5 protein-coding genes, 1 pseudogene and 1 riboswitch are annotated in these 13,559 nt (G+C 40.6%); of the genes and pseudogenes, 2 read left to right on the top strand and 4 right to left on the bottom strand.

Annotation, left to right across the window (positions count from 1 at the left end; genetic code table 11):
• Positions 1 to 271 (top strand): IS66 family transposase (locus tag BUB85_RS18595; RefSeq protein WP_143160786.1); only part of this gene is annotated, 271 nt, incomplete at its 5' end.
• Complete coding sequence (locus BUB85_RS22690) at positions 249 to 503, top strand: transposase (RefSeq protein ID WP_408607114.1); 255 nt, start codon at positions 249 to 251, stop codon at positions 501 to 503. The genes BUB85_RS18595 and BUB85_RS22690, both read left to right, overlap by 23 nt.
• A gap of 31 nt (positions 504 to 534) precedes the next feature.
• Here the strand turns inward: BUB85_RS22690 and BUB85_RS18585 are convergent, their stop codons facing one another.
• From BUB85_RS18585 to BUB85_RS18570, 4 genes and pseudogenes are all read right to left on the bottom strand, one after another.
• Positions 535 to 1,431, bottom strand: a complete 897-nt coding sequence (locus BUB85_RS18585; protein ID WP_073113028.1) for a helix-turn-helix domain-containing protein — start codon at positions 1,429 to 1,431, stop codon at positions 535 to 537.
• A gap of 108 nt (positions 1,432 to 1,539) precedes the next feature.
• Complete coding sequence (locus BUB85_RS18580; protein WP_073113027.1) at positions 1,540 to 4,683, bottom strand: GAF domain-containing hybrid sensor histidine kinase/response regulator; 3,144 nt, start codon at positions 4,681 to 4,683, stop codon at positions 1,540 to 1,542.
• A gap of 191 nt (positions 4,684 to 4,874) precedes the next feature.
• Positions 4,875 to 4,950, bottom strand: a riboswitch (cyclic di-GMP riboswitch).
• A gap of 123 nt (positions 4,951 to 5,073) precedes the next feature.
• Entirely contained in the window at positions 5,074 to 7,851 is a 2,778-nt protein-coding gene (locus BUB85_RS18575) for a YodL domain-containing protein (RefSeq protein WP_073113026.1), read from the bottom strand.
• A gap of 83 nt (positions 7,852 to 7,934) precedes the next feature.
• A pseudogene (locus tag BUB85_RS18570) lies at positions 7,935 to 12,794 on the bottom strand (DEAD/DEAH box helicase family protein); the annotation flags it as partial.
• Between the last annotated feature and the right edge of the window lie 765 nt (positions 12,795 to 13,559).

Raw genomic sequence — 13,559 nt, 5'->3', positions numbered from 1 at the left:
AAATCTAATTGACAGACTTGTGAATTACAAGGCATCAGTCTGCTTATTTATAAAGAATCTCTGTGTTCCGTTTGATAATAACCTTGCGGAACGTGATTTGCGCATGATTAAGGTTAAAACCAAGGTCTCAGGATGTTTTCGCAGTGAGGAAGGCGCACAGGAATATCTTACAATCATGAGCTATATTGGGACTGCTCATAAGCATGGAATAAATGCTTTTACAGCAATCAGAGAAGCCCTTTTAGGGAATTCCGATATCATCTTTAACTAATGGAGTTCTGAACAGTTACGAACGATATAAAAAATCAATGTTAAAAGAAATAGCTTCATTTGCCAATGGTTTGGAAAAGGATATTTCAGCTGTCGAAAATGCGGTTGCAAGTCCCTTAAGCAATGGATTTGTGGAAGGTACCAATAGTAAAGTGAAAATGGTAAAACGCACAATGTATGGGCGATGCAGTCAAAAGCTTTTAGCCGCAAAACTTATGTACGAGCCTACTTAGATTCATACGAAGATATGCGGAAGAACCATTCTTATTTTACAAACTCAACCGAATAATAATACATATACTCATTATCTGTATCTATGTGTTCTCCTGTAATGTCCTGTATCGGCAGCGAACTTACCCCTTTTTCACCATAGATCAGTGCAGCCAGTCCCTGCTCTGTTCCATATTTTATCGTGCTTATATCCTCTATATGCGTTGCGGATCTGCCATAGTATTCTCTGTTTGCAACCCCTTTCAAAATTGGCGTTTCTGTCATATATTTTGAATATTCATCTGCCGCAATAAGCTTTGTAGTAAAATGATCAAAATCCGGTGTAATGACAATCGATCCATTTTTGACAGATTTTGCATCTTCATAGGAAAGTTCCAAAACTTTTTTATGAGAAACTCGTTTTCCAGACTGATATTCTGATAAGTAAATAAATAACGTTTTGAATGTATCCTTTGAATGGTATCGAAATATCATGGTTCCATCAATTCCAGACAACAATTCAGCAGTTTTCATTTCTACACTCTCTGGATCTACTGCTTCTATATAATTTTGCGGTTGCCGCAACTTATTCCCTACTATGATTCCAAAAGTAATGGCAAATACTCCCACTGCAATAAGAAGGGCTACGATAATCCTCTTTAAATAGCGTTGTTTGCAGCTGCTATCTTTTGTTATCTGTATCAACGTATCTTCCGATTTCTTTTCAACATTGGCTGTCTCAATATCTTCACCAGCTAAGAATTCATTCAGGCTAATCCCTAATATTTCACATAATTCTAAATAAACCGATACATCCGGTAAACAGATTCCACGTTCCCATTTAGAAACCGATTTGTCACTCTTACTAAGTTTTTCCGCAAGCTGTCTCTGAGTCAATCCAAGACTTTTTCTCTTTTCTGCAATATATCTTCCGATTTTCACAAGGTCCATAACTATTCCCCCTTTCAGGATCATAGTATCTATTTTGTCAGAGAAAGTACACCCCTTAATGGTAGAATCCTGTTATATTTAACGATATTATCACTTTTTTCCAGCCTGCTATGATGATTGTCGCTTTCCTAGCGTATATTTCCAAATCATACTCGTCAACTTTTTTTCGTCCAGTGGTTTCGATAAATGCTCGTTCATACCAGCTTCCTGACTTTGCTTTTTATCTTCCAAAAACGCATTTGCAGTCATTGCAAATATAGGAATTGTTTTTGCTTCTTGCCGTTTCGATGATCTAATTGTTTTTGTCGCAGTCAGTCCATCCATTACCGGCATCATAATATCCATAAGAATAACATCAAAGTAGTTCTCTCTTGATTCTTCAAAAATATTCACCGCTTCTCTTCCATCTTTTGCCATGGTAACTTCTATCCCAACATTTTCAAGAATGAACTTGGCAATCTCCATATTCAATTCATTGTCTTCTACCAGAAGCACTTTCAGACCGGAAAGATTTTTGGAAAAATCTACATTTTCCAAAGCATATGTTTCTTTATAATTAGAATCAAGTTCAAATGGAATTGTAACTGTAAATGTTGTTCCGATATCTAACTCACTTTCTACAGCAATATTGCCACCCATCATTTCTGTAAGCTGCTTAGCAATCGCCATTCCGAGTCCCGTACCCATATAGCTCGTTCTTGCACTGGAATCCTCTTGTGCAAATGGTTCAAATACATGGGAAATAAAATCTTTACTCATACCACGCCCTGTATCAGAACATATGAATTTATACGTTGCCTTTCCATTCTCACATGCAACTTCTTCTGTTGAAAACGAGACAGCTCCTCCTACCCGGTTGTACTTAATTGCATTTCCATCAATATTCTGCAAAATCTGTTTCAGATGAAGTGGACTTCCAAGTAACTTGCGATGCTTAATCTTGCTATGATCCACAGAAATCGTCAGTCCTCTTAATTCCGCATTCATTCTGGCAACACCATTTACTTCCTGCAGAACTGTAATCAAATCAAAAGAGGTATGTTCAAGTGTTGTTGTACCTGATTCCAGTTTATTCATATCTAAAATGCTGTTGACCAGATCTATCAGAAAACCAGCTGCTTCTTTTACTTTATCACGACATTCTTTCTGTTTTTCCATATCTTCCGAATAATGATCTGCGATCGCAAGCATTCCCTGAATACCATTAATCGGTGTTCGTATATCATGACTCATTCTACGCAGAAAATCTGTTTTTGCGATATTAGCACGTCGAGCTTCTTCAGCAGTATCTAATAATTTTTGCTTATATTCAATCTCCTGCTGTTTTTGCTGATCAATTTGTCGTACCACATATAAAACATTGATGACATTTCCCTCTTTATCACGTTTTTTTACGATAAATCTTGCCAAATGCCAAGAGCCACTGGATGCACAATACTCCATTGCAATACTTTCCGTATCCCGCAGTCGCTTTGCCAGGGTAGATGTATCCAAAAACTTCTCCATCATTTTCTGGTGCTGTTTCGATACGATTGTTCCACATATCTCCTTAAAAACTTCTTCAGTATTTCCACGTTTGCCGGTAAGTTTATGCATCTCATGACCTGCCGAAACTTCTTCGTATATTCCGGTAATCAAATCCATGCGATAGATAAGCCAATATATTTTACTGATGGAATCAATAATTTCACTATTTAAAGTAGCATTTGCCAATGCGTTTTCTAACTGAATCTTCTGCTTTTCCTGTTCTGCGATAATGTCATCTATATAACGATATCCCATAACTACTTTGAATCCATCACTGTCCGATAAACGCACAATCTGAACTTCAAAACATTGCTGCCCCGCTTTGTTTGGGCGTGTCCGAAATCTATATCCAAAGCGATTATTTTTAGTCAAATATTTCCGAAGGGAGTCTGCACTTAACTTTTGCAGAAAGTCCGGTGCCGATTCATGGATCACATAATGGTCATAGTAATATTGAAGCCGATAGGAATATGACCGTAACCCATAGATGATATCTTTTTCTGACAACACTGAGTTTGTATAATCACACTCTTTGACAGCTAATATAGTATCATTCAACAAGTCACAATAATATACAGAAGTATAATCAACACTTAATGCTTCCAGTATCTTTTTCTCTTTACCTATTTCATCCAGGCTTTCTTTTAGAGATTCCTGTTTCTTTTCAAGTTCTTTCATCATAAACAGATTCTCTTTTAAGCCACCAATATGTCCTCCTACAGATGTAAGGAGTCTTACAGAAAGTGCTGTTTTACTCTGCTCCGGATTATCAAATCCGATATAACCATTCAATTTTTTGCTAGAGAAAATCGGAATTACAATCAGGGAATGGATATCCTGTCCGTCAAACAAGGCATACTCCTCCGGTGTCTTTTCCTTTTCAGCATCCCAGTCTTTGGATACAATCGCTTCCCCATTATTTAATCGCAGTGACCAGTTCGGCATATCTTCCATTTTTAAATTTTGCATATCACCCATTGTAGGGGACACGCCATCTGCACACCACTCATGTGTCATACGCAGCACATTACGTTCCGGCGATGTCCATGTAAAAATATAAGCCCGGTCAGAAACAGAATACCGCCCTAATGCTGCAAGCAAGTCCGGCATCACCTGATTTAATTCAGCCTCACTGGATATATTGTCCAACAGTGCAATGTTATCCAGAATATCATCAACTGCTTTTAAAGCAACCTGCAATTCTCTTAATTTTCTAACCTGTCTTGCCTCTTGAAGTGCCTTTTCCAATTCCTGTTGCTTTTTTTCAAGTTCTTTTTTATATTTTTCTTCCTTAAATTTCTGTGTGAGATCAAGAACATATGAAATAGCTAAAATATCTTCATTCTCTTCGTCTTTGTACATGACAATATGTTGTTCTGCAAGCATAGGCTCAAATACTGCAGATTGCGTCCAATATCTATGAAACACATGCGTCTGTCCATCTTGAAACTTTGTCAACAGATTTGATATGGAAAAAAATTCAAAATAATTCTCTTGTTCTTCAGGACTTAATTTATTTCCCCAATATTTAACAACATCTGAGAATTTTGCATTTTCCGGCAAGCTCATCTGTTCATTCAGGCTATACTCGGTGTCACCAATAACCTGGTACATACTTCCCGGTACCAGATTTTTTGTCAGATTGATGCTATAATAGGCTCCCACCGCCGCTGCAAAGGCATGTTCCAAAATTCCTATTTTCTTTTTCATCGTTAAATATTCCATAGAACACCTCCCTTGCTTGCTTGCTTGCTTGCTTGCTTGCTTGCTTGCTTGCTTGCTTGCTTGCTAAGGATTGTAAATGCTCGTCCATTCGCATGTCAACCTCCGTTCTCACGTATATCAATGCATTGTCTATGCGTACCGTAACAAATCTTCCTAAATAAAAAGTATTGCCATTTCAGACAATACCTAAACGTGACAACTGACTACCATTTTACAGGTCCTCTAGCTTTGCGTCGCAGACTTTCGGCTGATTTGCTCAAAAACACTTTTTTTCTTATTATACATTTTCGTTCTAAAATTGTCTATGAAATCTAAGATTGATTCTTCTATGGGAGAGTGAGAGTATCCTCCAAAGATACTCTCACTACTACCAAGATACTTCTTATTGTTTTATCTTACACCCCGATCAGCTCCTCTCTCCGGCTTATCTTTTCCCTGCTTTTCTTGAATTTTCTTCTTATTGATTTCCAAACGCTCATGAATGGAAGGTTTCTTTTCTTTTTCTGATGCAGATACTTTTGCTACTTTCTGACTTGTACTGCGAGAACCACTTATCATTTCTCTATTTATTTCAGCTTTTAATTCTACTGTAGACTGCGTTGCAGGTACTCTGTTCTCTCTCTTTTCCGCAACCTGCTGTTCCCTTCGCTCCTGTACGCCTTTCTCTTCCAGACTGCAAAAGCTCTGCAGATACGGCAGTATATGATTCTGCATATCTGTCAGATCTTCCATATATTTCTGAAATTCTTCATCCCCTTTACCTTTCTGGTAACCAATCCAGCTTTCATCTGTAAGACGCATTTCGTTCTGCAACTTTAACTGACTTACAATGCCACCATTCCCGGTACCAATATCAATCTTACCTTTAAAATGATGCAGGAATTTATCCCCTTTTTCTGCATAATACACGGTAAAGAACATCTGCGCTGTCATAGTCGGCTCATTGCTTTTGGGATTCCGGTCTGCGTACCACTCTTTATCCTGTCGGGCAACCAGGGCATCCAGATCAGCCAGTTTCTGACATCTTGGATTCATCAGGTCACGGTTTTCGCAATAATTCACATACGCCATCGGTTCCGGCTCTTTTTGCAGCTCCGGTTCATAAGTCTTTAATCGTTCTATCAATACCCCTGCACGTACAGACTGTTCACATTCTTCCTCAACGATATCTTTCAAATAAGAAATGTAAGAGCCAATGTTTCCGCTCTGCAGATCCAGCATCACTTCCTGTATCGTATTCTCTCCCGGTTCAATGTGATCCCGGTAATCATATGAATCAAAATCTTCTGCAATCTCATCCAGTGCCTCAGCTAATTCCTCCGTAGTCATTTTCTCCGGATACATCGCTTCCCGGACATCGTGGATTGGGATATAGCGATAATCTGGAAATACTTCCCTGATCTTTTCGATTCCTTCTCGTACCACTGGCTGATCTCTTAAAAATCGCACATCATCCAGAACATCGCCATGTATGGTAGTCCCTCTCACGATTCCAAGTTCTGTTTCATCAAATAAACTATCCTCCGGATCTCGGTAAATGATACCCATACCGCAAATCTTATAAGAACTTTCCGGATCTTCCTGATACTTTTCATAAACTGCTGCGATTTTAGAGAGATCTGTACTTTTCTCATAACCGCCCATTCCATGAAATTCATCATACTCTGCAGCATAATATTCCAGATACGGTTTTTTCTTTGGCGGCAGATTGTTGAGAACATTATCAATCATGTTGTAATTGGCTTCTTCCAGTTCTTCTACTTTGGCAAGAGGTTTATATTCCCCCTGGCTCCTTTGGATTTCTTTCATCACTTCAGCTTCTACTTCTTCGACCTTTTCCATCAGCTCATCATACTCTCCCCGGATTCTGTCACCACTCCAGCCTTCTTCTTTCATCAAGATATCTGCAACTTCCTCAATGGATTGTTCCGGATTCTCATAAACACCTCCATCAATCAGGCGGAATTTTTCATCATAAAAGGAATAATCATAGCCTTCTTCTGTCCTCTGAATTGCAAAATACCGCTCATCCATTTCATACGCCAGCTCATCCAGTGAGATTTCTTCCAAATTCAAAAAAGAATCCAGTTCTGGAAAGCTCATGCTGTCCACAAAATGAGCCGTTACATGACCGTTATCATTCAGAACTACCACATCACTGACAGACAGCGAATGTCCTCTGAAATCTGCAGGATGATTGATATTAAACTGCTCATAAATATCCTCCAAAGAGGTGTTTCCTGGCAGATCTGCCGTATAAATGAGTTCATAATCTTCTTTCCGGATCTGCATACCATGACTTTCAATAAAATCCCTATTCATAAAGGCATAAGATTCTCCGGCAGAGCCATCCCGAATCTGATAAATGCCGAAAGTCTTTCCTGTTCCAAGGAGAAGATTTGCCTCTCTTAACGACTGGATCTGTGGATATTTCTTCATTTCCCATTCCAGGTTATGAAAACGCTCCCATTCCGTAGATGCCATCTGATAATTTTCCGGACCTCGTTCGATTTCCATCCGTTCTGTAACATATACCGGGCGTGGAAAAACAGTAATCAGATAAATGCTTGCTCCTGCATCATAAAATTTTAAAGCTTCTTCCCGATCAATCACACGCATGGGTTCTTGCAGTGAATTTTCCAGATCATCGGTATAATCGTACCCGTAATCAAAATCCCTGTCATAATCGTTTCTTCTCTGCCATTCCTCCACTTCCATGCCAAACAAACCATTGTGTTCCAGAATCATCTCCCGGCTTGCATATTCTCCTTTACTGCCATCGGCTCCCAAACAGTAAATCTTAGAACCTGTCCGATGATACTCTAATGCAGCCTCTTTCCTTAATGGAACCATATCGTCCGCCGTATAACCATAATCTAACAGTTCCAGTCTTCCAATCGTTTCATCCGGTAACTCCCGAATTTCCATTTCTGCACCAGATAAAAGGTCCTGCACCTGTTCTGCGTTCGACTGCTCTGTTGCTCTGGCAAGATTTCTTATCAGACTTCTTACCTTGTCTTCCTCTCCAATCAGATCTGCATATCGGAAAATATCTTCTTTCACATCTTCTGGAAAAGTGATCCCTCTTCGCTCTGTCCGTTCGATCTGCTCCTTTGCGTAATCCTGCATTTTCTGAGCTTCTGCTCCCATTATTCTGTTCATCGCCATATTGTATCCTCCTCGTCATACGAAAAATGGCATAACCAAAGGAGTTTTTTATTCTCCCGGATTATGCCATTTCTGATTATTTTTTATTCCAAGCCAAAGTCATGCTTCCTGCTAACCTGACTGTTTTCGTTTTCGTTTTTGTCTCGTCTTGCTTCTTTGTAAACCTGCAGTTTTTCATGAATGGAACCACGCACCGGCTTTTCTTCTGCATCGACATTCTTTGTTTCTTTGCCTGTGTCTTCCCGTTCATCCATATTCAATAAAGCGTTCAATTCAGACAGACGTTCCATCATCTGATTCAGTTCTGCTTCTTTTGGAAATGGTTTTCCTACTTCTTCTTTTGCATTCTGCAACTGTTCCTGGACAGTTTCCAGTCTCTGTTCCGCTTCTGCCAGTTTTTCAGGATAGCTTTCCAGCAGATTGTTGATACGTGTAATATTTCCCAGTGTATCAGCACCAAGCTGGATTTTGGATACGGATTCATGTTTCATGGAAAGATAAAATGATTTGCTCCAACTGTCAAATTGAATCCGCATATGGAATCCCTGATAGTTTCCAACATCCATTGCCGTATCCAATGATTTTATTTCTTTACAGACTGACAGAAGTGCGGTTCCCGCTTCTTTCTTATCTGTAAATACTTTGCCACTGATCTCCATGGAAAAATGGTCTGCATCAGGAATCTTATTTTCCTGATAGTGGATGATATCCGCTTTGTAACCGTCAATGATTTCTGTCAGCTTTGCAATCTGCTGTGGGAAATTCCGGGCAATATCATCTTCCATCCGGTACTGGTTATTCATGTGGTTGGCTTTTAACAGCTTCAGTTTTGCTACGTCCACATCTAATGCCATCTTTTCCTTTACAGCCGGATTTCCTGTCGCAAGTGCCTTTACCTCCGCATAGGAAAGAGCCGCTTCATCCACATCTTCACAGCTTCGGACCGGTGCCTTACTGGTCATGATCTGTGATATAAATTTCTGCTTATTTTCAATCAGCTGCCACATGTAGCTGTCGAATGTTGATTCCGTCACATACCGGAAGATCTGCACTTTTTTATTATGGTTGCCCTGCCGGATAATACGTCCTTCCCTCTGTTCCAGATCTGATGGTTTCCAGCCAATATCCAGATGATGCAAAGCAATCAGACGATCCTGCACGTTGGTACCAGCACCCATCTTAGCTGTAGAACCAATCAAAAAACGAACCTGTCCGGATTTTACTTTTCCAAACAGTTCCGTTTTCTTTGCTTCCGTATTCGCATCATGGATAAACGCAATTTCTTTTTCAGGCACCCCTTTATCTATCAGTTTTTGTTTCAAATCATCATAGACATTGAAACTGCCGTCTCCTTTTGGGGTACTCAGGTCGCAGAAGATAAGCTGGGCAGACTTCTGTGCCATAGTATTTTTCCATATTTCATAGCTTTTCTCTGCACAGACTGAGACTTTGCTTCCCGGATCGTCTGGCAGTAATTCATTCACCAGACGCTGATCCAGAGCTAGTTTTCTTCCATCATTGGTAATCTTCAGCATATTATCTACCGAAGCATCTACGCCACCATTCCGAACAACTTCCGCTCTTTCTCCCAGACTTGCTACAATCTCTTTCTGCTGTTCCGTTGGTTTCAGAACTACCGTTTCATATTCCGCTTCCGGAACAGGGAGTTTCAGCTGATCGGATGTTTTAATATCCGCAATCTCTTTAAACATATTCATCAATTCCGGAATATTATAGAATCTGGCAAATCGAGACTTCATCCGATAGCCTGTCCCTTCCGGGGCAAGCTCAATGCTGGTAACAACCTCTCCAAAGGTGGATGCCCAGGAGTCAAACAATCCAAGTCCCATATTCTGCAGTTTACTATTCTGCAGATATCGCTGCATAACATAAAGCTCCGTCATACTGTTGCTGATCGGTGTGCCCGTAGCAAACGTAATCCCCTTGCCACCTGTAATCTCATCCAGATATTGGCATTTATTGAACATATCCGCTGATTTCTGTGCTTCGTTCTGGGCAATCCCGGCTACATTTCTCATTTTTGTATAAAGAAACGCATTTTTATAGCTGTGCGCTTCATCCACATACAGATGATCCACACCCAGTTCTTCAAAAGTAACTACATTGTCCTTTTTCTCTTTCTTATTTAACTTCTCTAAGCGGACCTGCAGTGTTTTTCTGGTCTTTTCGATCTGTTTTATGGTGTACCGTCCACCATCCTGTTCATGTCTGGCACTCTGAATGGCATTTTCCAGATCATCAAGCTGGCTTCGCAGCATCGCTTCCTGTCGTTCATCTGAAATTGGAATACGCTCAAACTGGGAATGACCGATGATAATAGCATCATAATTTCCCATTGCAATTCTGGCACAGAACTTCTTTCGGTTTGCAGGTTCAAAATCCTTTTTCGTTGCCACCAGAATATTGGCACCCGGATATAACTGCAGGAATTCTGCTCCCCACTGCTCCGTCAAATGGTTTGGCACAACAAAGAGATTCTTCTGTGATAATCCCAGTCGTTTACTCTCCATTGCTGCCGCTACCATTTCGTAGGTCTTCCCAGCTCCTACTACATGTGCCAGAAGCACATTATCTCCATAAAGCTGATGAGCCACTGCATTTTTCTGGTGTGGTCTGAGTTCGATTTCTGGATTCATGCCTGGGAATGTCAGATGGCTTCCATCATACTCACGAGGACGAATACTGTTAAACCGTTCATTATAAACTTTTACCAGCCGTTCCCTTCTTTGCTGGTCTTTGAAAATCCAGTCTTTAAATGCCGCTTTCATGGCGTCCTGTTTCTGTGACGCCAACATGGTTTCCTTCTTATTCAGTACCCGGATTTCATCTCCGTTCTCGTTGACGCTTTTATCATAGATACGGACATCCTTCAAATTCAGCGTATCTTCCAGTATCCGATAAGCATTTGCTCGCTCAGTTCCATACGTCGCATACGCCAGTGAATTTCTCGTACTGTCTGCATTTTTACCGGTAATTCTCCACTCCCCATTAACCTCGGAATATTTCACCTGTACTTGTTTTTGAAGCAAATACCAGGGGGTATGAAGAAGTTCCCGCATAAAGTCCTGATAATCAGATGGTTCAATCCAGGTTGCACCAAGCCGGACTTCAATCTCAGATGCTTCCAGGTCTTTCGGCTGTACTGCTTCCAGGGCACGAACATTTGCTGTAAACTCCGGGTGTGTTTCTGCAAAAGTTCTTGCTGTATTCAGCTTTTCCCTGACATTTCCGGACAGATATTCATCCCCATTCTCCCACTGATCTGTCAAAGGATTCTGAAAAATAACGCCCCGCAGCTCTTCCTTGATCTTTTCTTCTGTCTTTCCTGTCAGCTGTGCCATATAAGGCAGATCCACCTTTGCTTTTTCATTTAAAGACAAGGCAAGTGCTTCTGAAGCTGTTTCTACACTGCGGACTGCTACTGCTTTTTTGATCGTTCGCTTAGTGAACATATCTGCTTTCCGTTTCAATGTTCCATCGTCATTCAGATCTTCCAGTGAACAAAGCAGGCAATAAGAAGAATCGTCTGAAAATGCCCGCTTGTTTGCATTGTTTCCGATAACTCCATATTTTGCTGTGTACGCATCATACACCTGGTTCAGTTTTTCCTGCTGGGTGCGGATTTCTTCGTCAGTGACGTATTCCTCCATCTGCATGGCAATCAATTCTCGGACAGTATCCCTGATTTCCACCATGCCTTTGACACGTTCTGCTGTTGCTGCAGGCATTTTTACCGGATTCATCAATGAGTTGACACGATAATAGACCTGATCATCTACAACCGTATAACTATAATTTCGCACTTCCGGATCTGCAGGAATGCTCTCTGGAACATCTTCCAATTCTGCTTCCACATCTACTACAGGTGCCATGTTGCCATGAATATGCGTAACTGCTTCTGCAAGCTGTAATTCCAGATTTGCTCCTTCTATCGGTATACAGGTAGTTTCCATACCAAAAGGACCAGAAACTTCCTGCATTTCACCCAGTACCATTTCCGGATGCTGCACAAAATACTGGTTTACCGTAATTCCATTAGCATCCGTTCCCAGATTGATCCATTCAGGCATCTCTTTACTGATACTGTCTTTTTTCTGGAAAAACAAGATATCTGCACTGACCTCTGTACCAGCATTTGCTTTAAATGCTGTATTTGGTAAACGGATAGCGCCTAATAAATCGGCTCGCTCTGCCAAGTATTTTCTCACTTCCGGCGAAGCTTTATCCATCGTTCCTTTCGTAGTGATCAATGCCGCAACTCCGCCCGGACGCAGTTGGTCAATGCTCTTTGCCAGAAAGTAATCATGAATCATAAAATTGTAACGATCATACTGTCTGTCATTGACTTTGTACGCACCAAAAGGCACATTTCCAATCGCAACGTCAAAAAAATCATTCGGATAATCCGTTTTTTCATACCCTTTAATCTGAATGTTTGCATCCGGATAGAGGAGCTTCGCAATTCTTCCACTGATACTGTCCAGCTCTACACCATAAAGTTTTGACTGATTCATATGATCCGGCAGCATTCCAAAGAAGTTTCCAACTCCCATGGACGGCTCCAGAATATTCCCTTTCTGAAATCCAAGATTAGAAAGAGCCTGATACATGCTCTGAATGACAATCGGCTGTGTATAATGAGCATTCAGGGTAGATGCTCTTGCCGCTGCATATTCCTCTGGTGTCAAAACTGTCCTCAGTTCCAAATACTCTGTTTCCCATGTCGGTTTCGTCTCATCAAAAGCATCTGCAAGTCCGCCCCAGCCAACATAGCGGGATAAAATCTCCTGTTCTTCTGCTGTGGCATTCCGATTTTCTGTCTCACACTTTTTCAGAAGCTGGATTGCCATGATATTGGCACGAAATTTTTCTTTTGGTGTACCCTGTCCAAGCGCATCATCTGTAATGTGGAAATTTCCTGCTAGAACCAATTCTCCGTGTGGTACCGGAAGTTCTTCTTCTGTTTCCCCCTGCGCTGTTTTCGGTTCTGTTGTATCTTCCTGTACTTCATAGACTGCTTCTTCTGATGGAGTTTCCAGATCATTTTCTAAATCAAGAGCCTGCTGTCCTTCTTCCAGATCTGCCAGTCTCTGTTCTTCCTGTCTTTCCTCATACTTTTCCATTTCTTCCGGTGACAGATAATCATCACTGCGAACCAGCTGCCGAACACGTTCTGCCACTTTGTTCCACTTTAATAGTACCGTTACATCCGGATTACCGATTTTCCCTTTACTTAACCGCAAACCTTTGGCATCATGGGAAGCATCTGAATGATAAGCTCCAATGATTCCAGGTGATGCACCACCTGTCCCATATTCATTTTTCAGGAAGTCGGCAGCTTCTTTCGTATCATGATGTTCCATGAAATATTCGTAACTGTTCAGAACCCCCTTGGGGAACTAATTAATTTTTGTACAAAACAGAGAATTTTTAAAACCTGTTTTGCGATATTATTTCGGTAATTGGTGGATAACCAATTGTTTGTGATTGAATAATTTAATTCATTGTGGATTACTCTTTCAATCTTTCAAATAACTCTGATTCAAAGCCAAATTCTATGGCTTTTGAATATATTTAACAACAACTGAACATTGAAAAACATTACTTATCCACAGTCATTTTCACCATAGGTGAATCTATGTGAATTCGCTTTTTTCCTGAGTTTTTAGTACAATGGAGACATAAAA

It is taken from the genome of Hespellia stercorisuis DSM 15480, assembly GCF_900142165.1.
Lineage (GTDB): Bacteria > Bacillota > Clostridia > Lachnospirales > Lachnospiraceae > Hespellia > Hespellia stercorisuis.
The sequence above is the reverse complement of the archived record's forward strand: the minus strand, read 5'-3'. Positions and strand labels throughout refer to the sequence as shown.

Excerpts from the sequence above, each read along its gene's own strand:
- BUB85_RS18575 (WP_073113026.1), bottom strand. The coding sequence starts at position 7,851 with ATGGCGATGAACAGAATAATGGGAGCAGAAGCTCAGAAAATGCAGGAT.
- BUB85_RS18585 (WP_073113028.1), bottom strand. The coding sequence starts at position 1,431 with ATGGACCTTGTGAAAATCGGAAGATATATTGCAGAAAAGAGAAAAAGT.
- BUB85_RS18580 (WP_073113027.1), bottom strand. The coding sequence starts at position 4,683 with ATGGAATATTTAACGATGAAAAAGAAAATAGGAATTTTGGAACATGCC.